The sequence below is a fragment of the Chryseobacterium sp. RLHN22 genome (assembly GCF_051011795.1).
GTDB lineage: Bacteria > Bacteroidota > Bacteroidia > Flavobacteriales > Weeksellaceae > Chryseobacterium > Chryseobacterium zhengzhouense.
Genome location: NZ_JBPCHW010000001.1, coordinates 300,096 through 320,268 on the forward strand (window position 1 = coordinate 300,096; position 20,173 = coordinate 320,268).

Below are 20,173 nucleotides of genomic sequence, written 5' to 3' on the forward strand. Positions count from 1 at the left end.
AAATATTTTTATTCCCGATTACGGGAAACCATACTTTTGATATTTTTTTTCTGTTTAAATTTAAACACTTTCAAAAAACTTATAGCTATGACTAAAAATATACTTGGATTAGACTTAGGAGTTTCATCAATAGGATGGGCTGTTGTGCAGGAAGATTCTAAAAATCCGGAAAACAATAAAATCATTAAATTAGGAGTTCGTGTAAATCCTTTAACGGTTGATGAGCAATTAAATTTCGAAAAAGGAAAACCTATTACTACCAATGCCGGAAGAACTTTAGCTAGAAGTGCGAGAAGAAATCTTCAAAGATTTAAGCTAAGAAGAGTCAATCTTATTGATGTTTTAAAGAAAAACAATATCCTTAAAGAAACCGACTTATTGACAGAAGTTGGAAAGAATTCAACATTTCAAACACAGGAAATAAGAGCAATATCAGCGAGACAAAAAATAGAACTTTCTGAATTTGCCCGGGTTTTACTTTTAATTAATAAAAAAAGAGGGTATAAAAGCAGCCGTAAAGCCAAAAACGAAGAGGATGGACAAATTATAGACGGAATGGCTGTTGCTAAAAAATTGTATGAAGAAAACCAAACGCCCGGAGAATATTCTTATCAACTTTTACAACAAGGTAAAAAGCAACTGCCAGATTTTTACCGTTCAGATTTACAGGCAGAGTTTGATAAAATCTGGAATTTTCAAAAACAGTTTAATCCAGAAATTTTTACTAATGAACTTTACGAAAGACTTCAGGGTAAAAATAGAAATGCAACCTGGAAAGAATTAGAAATTCCGTTTTCTCTTGTTGGTATCAAACAAATTGGGACAATGCAGGAGAAAAAGATAGAAAGATATCTTTGGAGAAGTGAAGCTGTGAAAAAACAATTAGATTTTGAAAATCTGGCTGTTGTTTTTCAGGAGATAAACAGTAACCTCAATAATTCCAGCGGTTATCTTGGAGCAATCAGTGACAGAAGTAAAGAATTATATTTCAATAATCAGACTGTTGGAGAATATTTATACAATCAGTTAAAAGCTAATCCACACACAAAGCTTAAAAATCAAGTTTTCTACAGACAAGATTACTTGGATGAATTTGAAAAAATATGGGAAACTCAGGCAAAATATCATAAAGAATTAACCAAAGAATTAAAAGAGGAAATTCGTGATATTGTTATTTTTTATCAGAGAAAACTTAAATCTCAGAAAGGGTTAATCAGTATTTGTGAATTTGAAAACAGAGAAATTGAAATTACAGAAAACGGAAAAATTAAAAAGAAAACGGTTGGTTTAAAAGTAGCTCCAAAATCTTCTCCTTTATTTCAGGAATTTAAAATTTGGCAGGTTCTAAACAATTTACAGTTTCAGAATTTAGAAACAAAAGAAATTTTTCCGATTGATTTGGATTTTAAACAGTCGATTTTTGATGAGGTTAACATTAAAGGAAAGCTTTCTGCAAAAGATGTTTTAGATATTGTCGGTTATTCAGGAAAAGAATGGAAAACTAATTTTAAAGATTTTGAAGGCAATTATACCAATGAGAATTTCTATACCGTTTTCCTGAAAATTATTGGCAGTGAAGGAATAGAGTTTCCAAAAGAATTTAAATTGACCATTGATGATGAAATCAAAGTTTCCAAAATAAATGCTTCTGCAGAAATTATAAAACTATTTGTCAGAGAAAAGTTTTCAGAATTAGGAATTGATACTTCTGTTTTGGATTTTAATCCGGAATTGGAAGGAAGTGATTTTGAAAAACAGGCTTCTTATCAACTTTGGCATCTATTGTATTCTTACGAAGGCGATGATTCACCGTCCGGAAATGAAAAATTATATGAATTGCTAGAAAAGAAATTCGGTTTCAAAAAAGAACATTCTAAAATATTGGCGGAAATTAGTTTTCCTCAGGATTATGGAAGTTTGAGCTCTAAGGCGATGCGAAGAATTTATCCATATATAAAAGAGCATAAATACAGCGACGCTTGTAATTATGCAGGCTACAATCATTCTAAAAATTCATTTACTAAAGAACAATTGGAAAACAGGGTTTTGAAAGAGCAATTAGATATTCTTCCTAAAAACTCTTTACGAAATCCTGTGGTTGAAAAGATTTTGAATCAAATGATCAATCTTGTCAATGAAGTTTCAAAAGAATACGGAAGACCTGATGAAATAAGAATTGAGTTGGCAAGAGAACTCAAAAATAACGCGGAAGAACGTAACAAGATAAGCTCTGAAATTAGCAAAGCGACTCTGTTACATCAGAAGTACGCTGAGATTTTGAAAAAAGAGTTTGGTATTCCTTTTCCATCCAGAAATGATATTATTCGCTACAAATTATATTTAGAATTGGCTAATAACGGTTTTAAAGATTTATACACTGATATTCAAATTAAAAAAGAAGAGCTTTTTACCGATAAATATGACATTGACCATATTATTCCGCAATCCCGATTTTTTGATGATAGTTTTTCAAATAAAGTTTTAGTTCCGAGAGGTGCTAATCTTAAAAAAGGAAATTTTACAGCCTTTGATTATCTAGAAATTGAAGGAAAAGAGAAATTGGAAAAATTCCTCAATATTATCAAAGAACTTTATGATAAAGGAGCTATTACTAAAGCTAAATATGAAAAACTTCAGAAAAAAGGTGTTGAAATAGGAGATGGATTCATAGAAAGAGATTTACGTAATACCCAATATATTGCCAAAAAAGCTAAAGAAATACTTTTGGGAATTACAAATTATGTAACTCCAACTTCGGGAAGAATCACGGATAAGCTTCGTGAAGATTGGAACCTTCTTAATACAATGAAAGAACTTAATTTGGACAAACACAGAAAATTAGGTCTTATTGAAACGGTTATTAATTCAAAAGGAGAGGAGAAGCAAAGAATTGTAGACTGGACTAAAAGAAATGACCATCGTCATCACGCAATGGATGCTTTAACAGTGGCTTTTACGACCCATAATCATATTCAGTATCTGAATTATTTAAATGCAAGAAAAGACGAAAAGCATAAAGAACATCAGAATATTTTTGCTATTGAAAATTTAATTACCAAAGTATTTGAAAAGAAAAATGGTTACAAGGAAAGGAGATTTAAAGAACCTATTATAAATTTTAGAATTGATGCTAAAAAACACTTAGATGAGGTGCTGATTTCTCATAAAGCTAAAAATAAAGTTGTTACCAAGAACATCAATAAAACAAAGAAAAAAGGAAGTGTTGTTGCAAAAACAGAATTGACACCGAGAGGACAACTTCATAAAGAAACCATATATGGAAGCTCGAAATTTCTTAAAACGAAAGATGAAAAAGTATCAGGAAAGTTTGATTTAGAAACTATCAATAAAGTTCAGATTGAAAAATTCCGAAATGCATTATTAGCGAGATTACAGGAATTTGATGGAGATTCTAAAAAAGCATTTACCGGGAAAAATGTAATTTTCAAAAATCCAATCTTTCTTAATGAAGAAAAGACGGAGCAATTACCTGAAACTGTCACTTTAGCTTGGTATGAAACAGGTTACACCATTAGAAAAGTTGTGAATCCTGATAATTTTAAAGATTACAAAAACATTGAAAAAGTTATTGATAAAGGAGTTCGTGAAATTTTAATGAATAGATTGAAAGAATTTAATGGAAATTCTAAAGAAGCTTTTTCTGATTTGGAAAAGAATCCGATTTGGCTCAATAAATCTAAAGGAATTGCAGTAAAAACCGTAACAATTAACGGAATTAATAATGCCGAAGCTTTACACTATAAAAAAGATCATTTTGGAAAAGAAATTTTGGATGAAAATGGTAAAAAGATAGCAGTTGATTTCGTAAGTACGGGAAATAATCACCACGTTGCTATTTATGAAGACGAACGTGGAAATCTGCAGGAAAAAGTAGTAAGTTTCTATGAAGCAGTTGAAAGAGTGAATCAGGGACTTACGATAATTAATAAAGATTATAATGCTGATTTGGGCTGGAAGTGTCTTTTTACAATGAAACAAAATGAAATGTTTCTGTTTCCATCGCAAGATTTTAACCCAAAAGAAATTGATTTGTTTGATGAAAAGAATCTAGGGTTGATTTCTAAGAATCTGTTCAGGGTGCAGAAAATAGCTACTAAAGATTACTTCTTTAGACATCATTTAGAAACCACTGTTGAAGATAATTCAGCATTGAAAGGGATTACTTGGAGAAGGGAAGGCTTGAATGGAATTATAGAAATTTTAAAAGTAAGACTAAATCGTTTAGGAAAAATAGTTTACGTCGGAGAATATTAAAACTAATAAAATGATTACCCGCTCCATCTATATTGGCAATCCCGCTTACCTCAAATTAAAAGATGAGCATATGAAAATTCTCTGCCCGGAAACCAAAACGGAAAAGGGTAGTGTACCTGTGGAAGACTTGGGACTTTTAATGTTGGATCATTTTCAGATTACGATTTCTCATAATCTGATTCAAAAAATGATGGGCAATAATGTGGTGGTGGTAAGTTGTGATTCTCATCATCTTCCACACGGAATTATGTTGCCGCTGTATGGGCATACGGAACATTCAGATCGGGTAAAAGATCAGTTGGAAGCCAGCGAACCACTGAAAAAACAGCTTTGGAAACAGACTGTCGAATGTAAGATTGAAAATCAGAAAAATGTTTTAATAAGATTGGGAAATTATTACGAGCCTATGATTGAATATCAAAAAAATGTAAAGTCTGGCGATATCACCAATATGGAAGGTATTGCGGCCCAACATTACTGGAAGTATTTAATCAGTCTTGATTTTCTTCGACAACGTTTTGGAGATTCACCCAATCAGTTTTTCAATTTTGGTTATGCTGTTCTGAGAAGTATTGTAGCGAGAGCTATTGTGGAAACGGGGTTACTTCCTGTCCTGGGAATTTTTCATAAGAATAAATACAATCCGTATTGTCTTGCAGACGATTTGATGGAACCTTACCGACCGTTTGTTGACCTTTTGGTGATGCAATGGCTGAAAATAAATCCTGAAACAGAAGAATTGACGAAAGAATTTAAAGCACATATTCTGCAGATTGCGACCAAAGATGTGATGATTGACAGTAAAACAAGACCTTTGTTGGTGGCTGTGAAAACGACGGCTTCATCGCTTTATAAATGTTATACCGGCGAAAAAAGACTGATTTCTTATCCTGAACTGATATGAATGCCGAAAGGTTTAATGCATACCGAATTATGTGGGTTTTAGTATTATACGATTTACCGACTGAGACCAAAGCTAATATGAAAGATGCCAATCGATTTCGTAAGGCTTTGATTGATGACGGTTTTACTTTATTTCAGTTTTCGATGTATGTACGCCACTGCCCGAGTCGGGAAAATGCGGAAGTTCATATCAAAAGAGTAAAATTTATGCTCCCAAAAGCAGGGAAAGTTGCCATTATGTGCATTACAGATAAACAGTTTGGTGATATTGAAATCTTCTTTGCTAGAAATAAAGAAGAACCACCTCCAACCTTCCAACAACTGGAATTATTCTGATTTTTCGAATCCTAAACAATCAATAAACCCACTGTAATTCAGTGGGTTAAATTTTGAGGTTGTGACTAATCACGAAGATAATAATTTTTGAAAGCAATTCACAACCAACCGCGGCTCTTGGTTTCATAACTACGTGTTGTGACTAATCACGAAGATAATAATTTTTGAAAGCAATTCACAACACACTTTGAGGCAACAACGTTGTATTTTCGGTTGTGACTAATCACGAAGATAATAATTTTTGAAAGCAATTCACAACGTCCCCACGCAGCATCAATAATTCTGTCTAGTTGTGACTAATCACGAAGATAATAATTTTTGAAAGCAATTCACAACTGTTGATGTGCTTATTGATAAATCATTCGGGTTGTGACTAATCACGAAGATAATAATTTTTGAAAGCAATTCACAACTGATCAGGTGTTGTTGATGGTATTCTTGAAGTTGTGACTAATCACGAAGATAATAATTTTTGAAAGCAATTCACAACATCCTGCTGAAACTCTATCTTCTGCGCTTAGTTGTGACTAATCACGAAGATAATAATTTTTGAAAGCAATTCACAACTGACTAAACGATGGATTGCAAGGCGTGACGGTTGTGACTAATCACGAAGATAATAATTTTTGAAAGCAATTCACAACACGCAGCAATCAGCACCTAATTACGGATTAGTTGTGACTAATCACGAAGATAATAATTTTTGAAAGCAATTCACAACTTACAAAGTCAATTATCACGGCAACGGCTCGTTGTGACTAATCACGAAGATAATAATTTTTGAAAGCAATTCACAACTAAAGTTTTAGATTCCAAGTATATTAATTCGTTGTGACTAATCACGAAGATAATAATTTTTGAAAGCAATTCACAACAAGGTGGTTATCCGTCCACTGATTCTTATAGTTGTGACTAATCACGAAGATAATAATTTTTGAAAGCAATTCACAACTTTTAATTGTTTACTAACTACACTCATAACGTTGTGACTAATCACGAAGATAATAATTTTTGAAAGCAATTCACAACTCTTTAATTCCCGTGATCCAATTTTCTACAGTTGTGACTAATCACGAAGATAATAATTTTTGAAAGCAATTCACAACCGTCCTGTAAACTTTTAGAAATTCCCTGCTGTTGTGACTAATCACGAAGATAATAATTTTTGAAAGCAATTCACAACAGCACCTGAAAAGGCCTTATTAAACGAATGGTTGTGACTAATCACGAAGATAATAATTTTTGAAAGCAATTCACAACTATATTCAATTTAGCTTCTGTTAATGCATTGTTGTGACTAATCACGAAGATAATAATTTTTGAAAGCAATTCACAACGCCCAATGTCTACTTATGGTGATATGTGTAGTTGTGACTAATCACGAAGATAATAATTTTTGAAAGCAATTCACAACTCACGAATACATTAGTAATGTTGTGTATGTGTTGTGACTAATCACGAAGATAATAATTTTTGAAAGCAATTCACAACTTATCGTGTATTGTGGTCAAAATTTAAAGAGTTGTGACTAATCACGAAGATAATAATTTTTGAAAGCAATTCACAACATGTCACTTGGTTTCGGGCAAGACCCAAGAGGTTGTGACTAATCACGAAGATAATAATTTTTGAAAGCAATTCACAACTAGAAAATGTAATCACCAATCAGGGGGGGAGTTGTGACTAATCACGAAGATAATAATTTTTGAAAGCAATTCACAACACTCGGAGAAGAGTTGACGTGTACGGAAATGTTGTGACTAATCACGAAGATAATAATTTTTGAAAGCAATTCACAACATTGTAGATTAAAGCTGCTTTGTCGACTTTGTTGTGACTAATCACGAAGATAATAATTTTTGAAAGCAATTCACAACTGCTAAAACGGTGGAGGATCTGCAAAAAGCGTTGTGACTAATCACGAAGATAATAATTTTTGAAAGCAATTCACAACTAATGCTGCACAATTGGCGCTTACTTCATTGTTGTGACTAATCACGAAGATAATAATTTTTGAAAGCAATTCACAACTATGTTGATAGATTTTCCATTCATTTTTTTGTTGTGACTAATCACGAAGATAATAATTTTTGAAAGCAATTCACAACAGGTAAGTTATCAATATCTGTTACAGATAAGTTGTGACTAATCACGAAGATAATAATTTTTGAAAGCAATTCACAACTACCACTTGTGTTAAGTTCCTCACACCTTTGTTGTGACTAATCACGAAGATAATAATTTTTGAAAGCAATTCACAACAAATGAAAGATACTCGATTGAAGTTCCACAGTTGTGACTAATCACGAAGATAATAATTTTTGAAAGCAATTCACAACTTACCTTTGATTGTTCCTTTATTCCAAGCTGTTGTGACTAATCACGAAGATAATAATTTTTGAAAGCAATTCACAACTATTATCGACGTAAAAAGAGTAGCTCAAGCGTTGTGACTAATCACGAAGATAATAATTTTTGAAAGCAATTCACAACATGATCAATGCATTCGGAACGGCATCAATGGTTGTGACTAATCACGAAGATAATAATTTTTGAAAGCAATTCACAACTTGACTTCACACGCTCTTTTCCAGTGCATGGTTGTGACTAATCACGAAGATAATAATTTTTGAAAGCAATTCACAACTATTGGTATGTAATCAACAATTAAATTTTGGTTGTGACTAATCACGAAGATAATAATTTTTGAAAGCAATTCACAACTTAGACAATTGAGACCTATAATTATGATATGCTGTGATTAATCAGAAACATAATGATTTTTGAAAGCAATTTATTGTATACTATCAAGGCATTACCTTATCGTAATAGACAGGTATATATTTTTCAGCATCGAATCCCATGATGATAAAACGGTATTTTTTTGCTGAATCATTATTGTAAAAATTAATTATTGCGGGAGAAGTTTCATCAATTTCAAAAACAGGATTCCAAAACAATACAGGTCTGTAATCGGTGCTTATTTTTGAGAGTTCAGAATTTCCGTAGTCGGAATCAGGATATTCTTCAGACTCATTGTATCCTTCCATCACAAAGAAATTTAAATCTATCATATTGGAAAGCTTGTTCTCGACCGAAGTCTGAGTGTCTCCTCGTTTTGTGTAAATTAAAACACCACCATTTCCGCCGCCACTCATGCCAAGACCACCTTCTTTAATGACTTTAACCATGGCAATATTAGCGACAGGTATTCCGCTGAGAGCATTTGCATCCACCAACATTTCATCCAAGTAGATATTTGCTTTACCTTGTCTGATGTATGGCGTAGGATTTCCGTTTTCATTGTTGATTGTTAATCCGGCAACACGTCCCTGAAGCCATTGTAAGATATTAGGTGAGCTTGCCGCTGATTGATTATCATTCACAAAGTCAAAAACAACTTCATTCATACTTCTGTAGAGCGGGCTGCTGAGTTTTTTATTGAGATCTTCAGTAAGGTTTTTTCTTTTAGCTTTTATCTTTACTTCTTCGATGTTTACGATTTTTTCATCATACTCTTTCTTAGATTTTTTTGCCTCAATAATTTTGGTCAGTTCAGCAGGCTGAGAGGTTTCTGATGAGGTGATTCTCTCTACAAGTTGGTAGCCTTCTATTTCGGGTAAATCTTTTTTTAAAGGAATAAATGTATTGGCAGGATTGATAAATACATTGGTTCTGCTTTTCAATGATGCATTGGCTCCATTTAGTTGGTAGGTGATTTTTATAGGTTTTTCAAAAATCATATTGTCGAAAAAGAACTCTCCGTTGCTGTCTGTTTCAGCCTGAAGAATTTCCCTGTCTGATTTATTTCCCTCCACAAACATAATGAGTGTCTGTTGAGCGGCAGGTTTTGCATTGATGGTAACTTTCCCTTTGTAAGAAATATATTTTGATGAATTATTAATAATACTTGGATATTTTCCAGAAATAATTTCCTTCCAGTCAAACATTTTCCACTGTTCAGAAATGAGGAGAGCATCCAAAGCTTCAGGATTTATCTTGCCTGAAAAGTATTGTGCAGGGCGGTCAATTTTAGATTTTATGACACTTGTAAGCCATAAGGAGCTCAAAAAGTTTTCATCTTGTAATGATTTTTTATATTCAGGGTCAAATACAGCTACAGAATAGTTCATAACATCTTTTAAAGGTTTAATATCAAAAGAGTTTAAAGCTCTTCTTTCTGTGCTTAATGTTTGTGGCTTTACCTCAGGAGCAGCAATGTGAAGATCTTGTGGCATCACAAAACATATTCTGCTTACCAATGGGTTTTCTTTATCGTCAAATACAGTAATTTGCAAAACGCTGTTGATCAGCTGATCGGTTGGAATCGACTGGAAAGCATCTTTCAGCTGGTTTACTTTAGCCTTATAAACAACCTGTTCCCCAATATTTGCAATTACTGTAAGGTAAGGATATGCCTCTCCGGAGTTTTTTATTTTATATTTAATATTGTCTTTTTCACTGATGACCTGAAGACTTACCCCCGTTTCAGAAGCTTTGGGAAGCACCGCAGATTTTTGTAGACCATTGTTATCAGTAACAACAGCTTCATAGATTTTGTCTTTTTCAGGAGTAAATGAAAAAATGCCAACATTGCCATCTAATCCTTTGAAGGTTGAAATTTTCTTTTCAGGATGATCTTTTTCAATAACATAGCCTTCCCACTGAGATGGAGGAGTACCTTTGCTGTGAAGTCTTACGGCAATTTTAGACTGATTTCCCTGTATAAGAGTATTTCCTTCCGGATGTAATGTTACAGACCATGATGATGTTTTATCTTTTACTAATTTTTTCGGTGAAGAAGGATTGTAAACCGGAATTTGCTTCAGATACTGAAAATCTTCACTCAGATTACTCATCATTGGAGTATAAGCTCTTACGAAATAGATATCTTCGTTAAGATTTTCCGGAAGCTGAAAGCTACCTTGAGCAGAGCCATTAAAAATAGGAAATCGTTTTCTCAAAATCTGCTTTTTATTTCGGTCGTACAGCTCAATAAAGAAATTTGTTGAAATATCTGATATGGTAAAGTTTCTCTGAACCATTGCATTAAACCAAACTGTTTCACCAGAAAGATACAGGTCTTTATCGGTAAGGACATAAATATTCTCCTGTGAAAAATTTTCGTTTAAATACTGAAGAGCCTTATCGGCAGATTGTTGTGAATAAGCCTGACCAAAAGAAGCCAGTGCAAAACAGACTATAATGATTCTTTTCATTATCTACGACATTATTAAAACGCAAATTAGTGAAAAAGAGAATAAATACTAAATAAATAGTCAATTTTATGATTAAATAACGTTCGCATTATTAATTTACACATTATTTAGATTGAAGATTCGACTGTAACAAGATGAATTTTCATGAAAAATTGATTTAATTATTTAATTTTTAGCAAATTGATAGTTGAGTAAAAAAACTCGGAAAACTTAAGTATTATTTAACTTAAATTGATGATTTTCAAATCAAGACACTTCAATTGGAAGGCAAATCTCTCATTATGAATTTGTTAATTAATTAATATTGATGATGTTTAATTCATTAAAAATCATTAATTTTGCACCCGTAAAAATCATTCATGCAAAACATTAGAAATATTGCGATTATCGCACACGTTGACCACGGTAAGACGACTCTGGTTGATAAGATTATTCATGCTACAAACATTTTCAGAGAAAATCAGGAAAGTGGAGAATTAATAATGGATAACAACGATCTTGAAAGAGAAAGAGGAATTACCATTTTATCAAAAAATATTTCTGTTACTTATAAAGATACAAAAATTAACGTTATTGATACTCCTGGTCACGCCGATTTTGGTGGAGAAGTAGAAAGAGTATTGAAAATGGCTGATGGGGTTATTTTGTTGGTGGATGCGTTCGAAGGACCAATGCCACAGACAAGATTCGTACTTCAGAAAGCTTTGGAATTAGGTCTTAGACCTTTAGTTGTTATCAACAAAGTAGATAAGCCAAACTGTCGTCCGGATGAAGTTCACGATCAGGTATTTGATTTGTTCTTCAACCTGGAAGCGACTGAAGAGCAGTTGGATTTCCCTACGTTCTATGGTTCTTCTAAACAGGGATGGTTCAACACTTCATTAGAACAAACTGACAACATTATGCCATTATTGGATGGTATTTTACAATATGTTCCGGCTCCGAAAGTAACGGAAGGTAATCTTCAGATGCAGATTACTTCTCTTGATTTCTCTTCTTTCTTAGGAAGAATTGCCATCGGGAAAGTAACAAGAGGAGAAATTAAAGAATCTCAGTGGATCGGTCTTGCTCAGGCAGACGGTAAAGTGGTAAAAGGGAAAGTAAAAGAACTATACGTTTTCGAAGGTTTAGGAAAGAAAAAAGTAACTGAAGTACAGGCAGGTGATATCTGTGCTGTGGTAGGTTTCGACGCTTTCCAGATCGGAGATTCTTTCGTAGATCTTGAAAATCCTGAGCCATTGGAAAGAACGGCAATTGACGAGCCTACGTTGAACATGACGTTCTCGATCAACAATTCACCTTTCTTCGGTAAAGACGGTAAGTATGTGACTTCTAATCACTTGAAGGAAAGATTGACAAAAGAATTAGAGAAAAATTTAGCATTAAGAGTTCAGCAGACTGATGATGCCAATACATTCCTGGTATTCGGTAGAGGTATTCTTCACTTGTCGGTTTTGATTGAAACAATGAGAAGAGAAGGGTATGAAATGACAATCGGTCAGCCACAGGTTATTTTGAGAGAAGATGAAAATGGTGAGAAATTAGAGCCTTATGAATCTTTGGTTGTTGACGTTCCTGAAGAATTTGCTTCAAGAGTAATCGATTTGGCCACTCAAAGAAAAGGTGATCTTCACATCATGGAAACAAAAGGGGAGATGCAGCACATGGAATTTGAAATTCCTTCAAGAGGTTTGATCGGATTGCGTTCTCAGATGTTGACCGCGACTGCTGGAGAAGCTATTATGGCACACCGTTTCACAGAATATAAGCCTTTCAAAGGTGCTATTCCTGGAAGAAACAATGGGGTATTGATCTCTAAAACTCAAGGTCCAGCAACTGAATATTCTATTGCTAAATTACAGGATAGAGGTAAGTTTTTCGTTGATCCGGGTGAGGAAATCTACGCAGGTATGATCATCGGTGAGCAAAACAAACCGGGAGATTTGGTGGTAAACATCGTTGAAGCAAAACAGTTGAACAACATGAGAGCTTCAGGTAAAGATAAGGATACTGGTGTAGCGCCAAAAATCTTGTTCTCTCTTGAAGAATGTATGGAATATATCCAGGGTGATGAAGCCATCGAGGTAACTCCAAACTTCATCCGTATGAGAAAGAAATTGCTTTCTGAAGAAGAAAGAAAAAGAGTGGAAAGATCTGCAAAAGCTTAAAACTTTTTTAAAAACTATATACTAAGCTCCGATTTTCGGAGCTTTTTTTATGCAGTAATTTATGATATTTGTCAATTTTTGATGTTGTTTTCCAATTGTTATTAAAAACTTTGCTAATTTAATATATATGGATGCTTGTTTTTGATATTTGATAAGTAATTATTCTAAAGTATTTATTTTTCGGTAGATTTTGTTTCTTTTAATTGTGAATTTTCAGGTTTAAAAAATAATATTATTCATTTTTTCATAAATACATTTATTTGTTTTGACTAACGAACATTTGTTAGTTTTGAAAATAATTGTATGTTTGAAAGCGAAGCAATGAATTAATAAAACGATACTTGAAAATTAATAATGGATAAAAAGACAAAAAAGCTGTTGGCTTTACTTGGTTTTATGACAATGGCAACTGTTTCAGCTCAGACTGATAAAGTGGCTTCGGATTCTCTGACTTTAATTCAGACTAAAACTGCAGAAATTCTAAAAGAACCTGCCGTAAAAGTAAATTTCTATGGATTTATAAGGCATGATGCTTTTTACGATACAAGACAAAATATTGGAGCCGGGGAAAATATAGTTCCGCTTTATCCGAGAGACAGAGCTTTGGATGTGAATGGAGTAGACATAAATGATGCACCGAAGTTCCACATGCTTTCAGTGGTTTCAAGAGCGGGAATCAATGTAAAAGGTCCGGATGTTTTAGGAGCAAAAACCAACGGTATTTTAGAGGCTGAATTTTTCGGTGCCACAGAAGCCGGGATTAATGAATTGAGGCTTCGTCACGCTTACGTTACTTTAGATTGGGAAAAAACACAGTTGGGAATTGGTCAATATTGGCATCCGATGGTGATTTTAGATTGTCTTCCAAATGTAGTAAATTACAGTACAGGCTCTCCGATTTTTGCATTAAACAGAAATCCACAAATCAGATTAACGCATAAATTAAGTGAAAATTTTAAAATAATTGCTGCAATTAATTCTCAACGTGACTTTACACCAAACACAACGCCTTACCGGGACAGTGGAGTTCCTTCTTCACACCTTCAGGTTCAGTACAAATCTAAGAGTTTCGTTGCTGGTTTAGCCGGACAATACGAAGTTTTAAGACCTCAATTGTCGTCAGGAAATCCTCCGATTGTAAATAATGAAACTGTAAAAAGCTTTACTGCTTTAGCTTACGCAAGAGTGATTACAAAACCTTTAATGATCAGTGCTTCTGCAATGATGGCTCAGAACGCTGCTTCTTTAGTGATGTTGGGAGGTTTTATAGGTTATTCTCAACCAGGAACTTATGATCTTTACCGTACCATGAATACAAGAAGTGCATGGATTGATTTCCAGCAGACAACCGATAAAAAAGTAGCTTTCGGTTTATACGCCGGAATTGTAAAAAATATGGGAGCCGATGATCCGGTTGAAGGAAGAGTGGCAACAACTTACGGGGTAACTTCTTCATGGGGTGCAGTTTCAGCAACGACAGGTGGAAGAAGTGTAGATCAGCTTTGGAGAGTTGTTCCGAGAGTTGATTGGTCTTTAAGTAAAACCATCAAGCTTAGATTTGAAGTTGAAAATACCGTTGCAAAATGGGGTGATGCTCAAAGTAACGGACGAGGAATCGGAAATGAATTCAATGCAAGAAACAACCGTTTCCACCTTGCTACTTTCTTTATGTTCTAAAATGATTTCTAAAATTTAAATGAAAACTAATTATATGGATAATACAATACAACCCCCTAAAAACAATATCCTTACCGTTATTATCGCTTCATCGGCAGGAACGCTGATTGAGTGGTATGATATGTTTTTGGCGATTATTCTGGCGACTTCGCTTTCGATGAATCTTTTCCCTTCAGACGGCTCTTCACATTTTCTGGAAACTTTGGCAGTCGTTGCTTCATCATTCATGTTCCGACCGATTGGCTCGCTTATTTTCGGGAATATTGGAGATAAAATAGGAAGAAAATATTCTTTCTTACTTTCGTTGATTTTAATGGGGGCATCAACATTTTTAATCGGATGTATTCCTAATTTCAACAGCATTGGTTGGGCAGCTCCGATTTTATTGTTGGTTTGCAGATTAATGCAGGGTTTGGCAATTAGCGGGGAATATGCAGGTGCTGTAATTTATGTAGCGGAACACGCTCCGGCAAACAAAAGAGGTTTCTATACAGGATTTATTCAGGCAACAGTTCCGATTGGATTGTTGGTTTGTCTTACAGTGATTTTCATTACAAGAAGTTCAATGTCTGAAGCTGATTTTAATAGTTTCGGCTGGAGAATTCCTTTCTTATTAAGTTCGGTTTTGGTTATGCTGAGTTATTTTGCAAGAAAAAAACTGCATGAAAGTCCGGTTTTTGAAGAATTAAAAAAAGCAGGAAAAACAAGTAAGGCACCTGTAAAAGAAGCGTTTTCTACGAAAGGTAATGTGAAAACGATGCTTAAAGCAATCTTTGGTGGAAATGCTGCGCAGAGCTCAGTAATGCAGACGAGTTTATTCGTTACCTTATTCTTCATGCAGAGAGCGGTAAAATTGGAAGACACCACGGTTTTATTGATTACCGGAGTTGTCACACTTTTCAGTGCTTATTTTTACCAGTATTTTGGAGCTTTAAGTGACAGAATCGGGCGTAAAAAAGTACTAATCGGAGGGTTGATTTCAAGTTTAATATTAATTCCGACTTCATTCTATTTGTTTATGCAGATTGGTAATCCTGAAGGTTTAACGGAAGTTCACCCAATCAGTACAGCAGCAACTTTACAGATTATGGGAATCAGCTTCTTACTTTCTGTAGCGGGAGCAGCAACTTATGGACCTTTAGGGGCCTTTATGCTGGAGATCTTCCCGACAAAAATCCGTTATACAAGTATGGGGTTTGCACAGAATATGGGGAACGGTTTTATTGGTGGTGCGACAACTTTCGTAACTGAATTCATTAAAACTTCATTTGTTGTAAGTGCTGCATTAACACCATTTATTGGATTGGCTTATCCTATTTTCCTTGTTGTTTTAGCTATTATCGTTAATGTCTTATTTGTTCCTGAAACTTATAAAACAGATTTAACGGACGAAGAAAATATGGGAACCGCAAATTCTCAGATTAGTGCAGAAAATCTTTCAGAAATTTAACTATTCATATTTCATATTTAATCGAAGTGCAGGATTTGTTCTGCACTTTTTTGTTTTAACTAAATTTTACAGTGTGAGATTTTTGATATTATCTTTATATCATTAGTTTTGTCTTTTAAGAACTCTGAAATTCTTTCTTAGGATAAAATATGAAAATCACTAAAATAAAATTAGTCTGTATATTAGGTCTGTTCGCATCTTTTAGTACTTCGTGTGCGGTAAGAGAAAATACATCGAATAAACCCGCAAGAACTACAAACACTTCAAAAAGTACTGTCAAAAGACCAGATCCTAAATCTGTTCCGCCAATTGCAGCAGTTCCTGTTGATGAAGATTTCAAAGTAAATCTTCCGGCAATCAAACGTGAGTTTCGTGGAGTCTGGATTGCAAGTGTTGCCAATATCAACTGGCCATCAAGAAATAATCTTTCTGTAGAACAGCAAAAAACGGAAGCCATCAATATGTTGAATATGCTACAGGAGAATCATTTTAATGCGGTTGTATTTCAGGTGCGTCCTTCTGCAGATGCTTTGTACACGAGTGAACTGGAACCATGGTCATATTTCTTAACCGGAAAAACAGGGGAGCCGCCTTATCCAAATTACGACCCTTTACAGTTTTGGATTGAAGAATCTCACAAAAGAGGAATGGAACTTCATGTTTGGTTAAATCCGTACAGAGCGCATCATTCAAACGGTGGAGCAGTGACAAGTCAATCGATGGCAACGAAGCTTTCAGATATTACGATTCGATTAAAAAACGGAATGTATTGGTTTGATCCTGCAGATCCTCGAACTCAGGGACACGTTTCGAATGTTGTGAAAGATATTGTGAAACGATATGATATTGATGCCGTACATTTTGATGACTATTTTTATCCGTATGCCACGTACAATCGAGGAGCAGATTTCCCGGATCATAAAAGTTGGGCAGCTTACCAAAGCTCAGGCGGAACATTATCAAGAGGAGATTGGAGAAGAGATAACGTGAATAAATTTGTGGAAAGAATTTATAAAGAAATTCACGCAGAGAAAAATTATGTGAAATTCGGAATCAGTCCATTTGGAATCTGGAAACCCGGTTATCCCGAAGGAATTGTCGGTTCTTCTCAGTATGACGAATTGTTTGCTGATGCTAAGTTATGGCTAAATAATGGTTGGGTAGATTATTTTTCACCTCAATTGTACTGGCCAATTGATTCAAAAGGACAGGGTTTTGCGGCTTTATTAAACTGGTGGAAATCTGAAAACACAATGAACCGTCATCTTTGGCCGGGCTTAAATACCGTTGAAGTAAAAACGTCTGACCGACCGAGCGAAATTAAAAACCAGGTAGAACTTACGAGACAAATTCTTAACGATGATGCAGGCGTAATTCATTGGAGTATTGCGGGGTTAACGAAAAACTCAAATATGCTTCCGAATTTGAAAAACGGACCATACAAAGAAAAAGCTTTAACACCGAAAAGTCCGTGGATTAAAACGACTTCTTTGGAAAAACCCACTTTATTTACCAACGACAACGGAAGCTTTGTGCAAACCAGTTGGAGTTCAAAGAAAATAGCAAATGTTTTCCAATGGGTACTTTTTACACAATACGACGGAGCTTGGAGTACTGAAATTCTGACTTTAGAAACACTTTCAAAAGAAATTCCTAAGTTTAAAGATGGGAAAACTTTAAATGCTATCGCGGTAAAAGCGATTGATCGTCTTGGGAATGAGAGTGACTATATGGCGAAAAAGGTGATAAAATAGTAAACATTTGTTTCATTGGAATAAATAATCTAATTGACTATAAAATTTACAGGTCTCATTTGAAAAAATAAGACCTGTAACTTAAACAAATAAGACGTCTAATTTCTTTAATTAAGACGTCTGATTTTTATAAAGATTTAAATCATAAAAAAACGACGCAAATTTTGCGTCGTTTTTTCTATCTAAATATCAGAATTATCCAATTTCAATCCCGTTCTCAACGTTGCTGTCATCCGGTGTTACAAAAGATAATTTTCCGTCTGGTTTTGTCGTCAGCAACAACATTCCCTGAGATTCAATGCCTCTGATTTTTCTTGGAGCAAGATTTAATAAAATCATTACCTGTTTTCCAATTACTTCTTCCGGAGTGAAGCTTTCTGCAATCCCAGAAACCACAGTTCTTACGTCAACACCTGTATCAACGGTTAGTTTTAATAATTTATCAGCTTTTTCTACTTTCTCAGCCTCAGTGATCGTTGCTGTTCTCAAGTCGATTTTCGTAAAATCATCAAAAGTGATTTCGTCTTTCATAGGGTTGGCGTTAGGGTTTGTTTTTTTATTGTTTTGTTTGGTATCTTCCAGTTTCTGGATTTGAGCTTCGATGACGTCGTCTTCAATTTTTGAGAAAAGAAGAGAGGCTTCATTGATTTTATGACTTGTTTCAATTAGAACAGATTTCGTCTCAACATCATTCCAATCCGATTTCTGAACATTAAACATAGTGAGCAATTTTTCTGAGCTAAAAGGCAAGAATGGCTCACACAGCTGAGCCAAAGCAACTGAAATCTGAGCTCCCACAAATAAAGAATGTCCAGCTTTTTCAGGATTATCTTTAATAGTTTTCCAAGGCTCTTCTGTCTGAAGATACTGGTTCCCAAAACGAGCTAAATTCATTAAAGCTGTTAAAGAATTTCTAAATTCATAGTTTTCCAAGAAGCCTGAAATTTCTTTTGCTGCTTTGTTGATTTCAGCTAATTCAGGCGCATTTACATCACCTTGAGGAACGATTCCATCATAATATTTATGAATCAAAACCGCAACTCTATTGATAAAGTTCCCGAAAATCCCAACCAATTCAGAGTTGTTTTTTGTCTGGAAATCCTTCCATGTAAAATTATTATCCTTCGTTTCAGGAGCAGATGAAAGTAGAGCATATCTCAAAACATCCTGTTGTCCCGGGAAATCTTCTACATATTCATGCGCCCAGACCGCCCAGTTTCTTGAAGTTGAAATTTTATCGTTTTCAAGATTCAAAAATTCAAAAGCAGGAACGTTTTTCGGCATAATGAAATCGCCATGAGCCTTCATCATTGCCGGGAAAATAATACAGTGGAATACAATATTGTCCTTTCCGATAAAGTGAACCAAATCACTTCCTTCACTTTGCCAATAATCTTTCCAGTCTTTTCCGTTTTTCGCAGCCCATTCTTTGGTGAAAGAAATATATCCGATCGGTGCATCAAACCATACGTAAAGTACTTTTCCTTCAGCATTCGGAAGCGGAACGGGAACGCCCCAGTTCAAATCTCTGGTCATGGCACGAGGTTTCAAACCGTCGTTTAACCAGGATTTTACCTGTCCGTAAACATTCGGTTTCCAATCATCTTTGTGACCTTCGATAATCCATTCGTTCAGGAAATCTTCATATTCATTTAACGGTAAATACCAGTTTTTAGTCTCTTTTAAAATCGGAACATTTCCGCTCAACATTGATTTTGGATTAATCAATTCTGAAGGCGAAAGGGTGGAACCACATCTTTCACATTGGTCACCATAAGCATTTTCATTGCCACAATTCGGGCAAGTTCCCACAATATATCGGTCTGCTAAGAATTCTCCAGCCTGCTCGTCAAAATACTGCTCAGACATTTCTTCTGTAAATTTCCCTTTTTCATAAAGAACCTTAAAGAAATCCTGACTTGTTTCGCGGTGATTCGCTGAGGTTGTTCTTGAATATTCATCAAAAGAAATCCCCAGATCTGAGAACGATTTTTTGATGATTTCGTGGTATTTATCAACAATATCCTGTGGAGTGACCCCTTCTTTTTTTGCTCTTATGGTAATAGGAATTCCATGCTCATCCGACCCGCAGATAAACGCTACATCTTTTCCTAATCTTCTCTGAAATCTTGCATAAACATCTGCAGGAATATACACTCCTGCCAAATGCCCTATATGAACCGGTCCGTTTGCATAAGGCAAAGCTGCCGTAATCATCTTTCTGTTTGACATTTATAGTAAAGTTTTGAAGCACAAAGATAGGGATAATCCTCGAAAGTTGGAAAATTAGTGTTTTCCGAAGCCTATAAAGCATTTTTGGAGCGTAAATATTTTATTTTGTTAAACAATTGTTTAACTTTTTGTTAATATCATCTCTATGTTATGTAATGC

At 34.6% G+C, this 20,173-nt stretch carries 9 protein-coding genes and 1 CRISPR repeat array; of the genes, 7 read left to right on the top strand and 2 right to left on the bottom strand.

The window, feature by feature from the left end:
- The first annotated feature begins 87 nt into the window (after positions 1 to 87).
- From cas9 to cas2, 3 genes are read left to right on the top strand one after another with little or no spacing between them, the layout of a single operon-like run.
- A complete protein-coding gene (gene cas9, locus ACR1PN_RS01270) occupies positions 88 to 4,275 on the top strand; it encodes a type II CRISPR RNA-guided endonuclease Cas9 (protein ID WP_433978540.1) in 4,188 nt (1,395 codons plus the stop codon).
- Between the two features lie 10 nt (positions 4,276 to 4,285).
- Complete coding sequence (gene cas1 / locus ACR1PN_RS01275; protein ID WP_433978541.1) at positions 4,286 to 5,179, top strand: type II CRISPR-associated endonuclease Cas1; 894 nt, start codon at positions 4,286 to 4,288, stop codon at positions 5,177 to 5,179.
- Positions 5,176 to 5,514: a CRISPR-associated endonuclease Cas2 gene (gene cas2 / locus ACR1PN_RS01280; RefSeq protein WP_007842732.1), complete on the top strand. Its 339-nt coding sequence runs from the start codon at positions 5,176 to 5,178 to the stop codon at positions 5,512 to 5,514. Before cas1 ends, cas2 begins: the two co-directional genes overlap by 4 nt.
- A gap of 58 nt (positions 5,515 to 5,572) precedes the next feature.
- A CRISPR array of direct repeats spans positions 5,573 to 8,238; the repeat unit is 47 nt; unit sequence GTTGTGACTAATCACGAAGATAATAATTTTTGAAAGCAATTCACAAC.
- An 83-nt stretch (positions 8,239 to 8,321) separates the two neighbouring features.
- Here cas2 and ACR1PN_RS01285 read toward each other — a convergent pair.
- Positions 8,322 to 10,733 (bottom strand): hypothetical protein, encoded by a 2,412-nt coding sequence (locus ACR1PN_RS01285; RefSeq protein ID WP_433978542.1) that lies wholly within the window; start codon positions 10,731 to 10,733, stop codon positions 8,322 to 8,324.
- Between the two features lie 359 nt (positions 10,734 to 11,092).
- Here ACR1PN_RS01285 and typA point away from each other — a divergent pair, with 359 nt between their 5' ends.
- The 4 genes from typA to ACR1PN_RS01305 all read left to right on the top strand — a co-directional run bounded on the left by typA (position 11,093) and on the right by ACR1PN_RS01305 (position 17,782).
- Complete coding sequence (gene typA / locus ACR1PN_RS01290) at positions 11,093 to 12,901, top strand: translational GTPase TypA (RefSeq protein WP_072956481.1); 1,809 nt, start codon at positions 11,093 to 11,095, stop codon at positions 12,899 to 12,901.
- Between the two features lie 354 nt (positions 12,902 to 13,255).
- Positions 13,256 to 14,578 (top strand): DcaP family trimeric outer membrane transporter, encoded by a 1,323-nt coding sequence (locus ACR1PN_RS01295; protein WP_433978543.1) that lies wholly within the window; start codon positions 13,256 to 13,258, stop codon positions 14,576 to 14,578.
- 34 nt (positions 14,579 to 14,612) lie between these two features.
- Positions 14,613 to 16,028, top strand: coding sequence for an MFS transporter (locus ACR1PN_RS01300; protein ID WP_433978544.1), 1,416 nt, complete (start codon positions 14,613 to 14,615; stop codon positions 16,026 to 16,028).
- A 149-nt stretch (positions 16,029 to 16,177) separates the two neighbouring features.
- Positions 16,178 to 17,782 (top strand): glycoside hydrolase family 10 protein, encoded by a 1,605-nt coding sequence (locus tag ACR1PN_RS01305; RefSeq protein ID WP_433978545.1) that lies wholly within the window; start codon positions 16,178 to 16,180, stop codon positions 17,780 to 17,782.
- 195 nt (positions 17,783 to 17,977) lie between these two features.
- On the opposite strand, the gene metG is transcribed toward ACR1PN_RS01305, so the two are convergent.
- The gene (gene metG, locus ACR1PN_RS01310; protein WP_433978546.1) at positions 17,978 to 20,014 is read right to left on the bottom strand and encodes a methionine--tRNA ligase; all 2,037 of its coding nucleotides are present in this window, start codon (positions 20,012 to 20,014) and stop codon (positions 17,978 to 17,980) included.
- Positions 20,015 to 20,173: the final 159 nt, after the last annotated feature.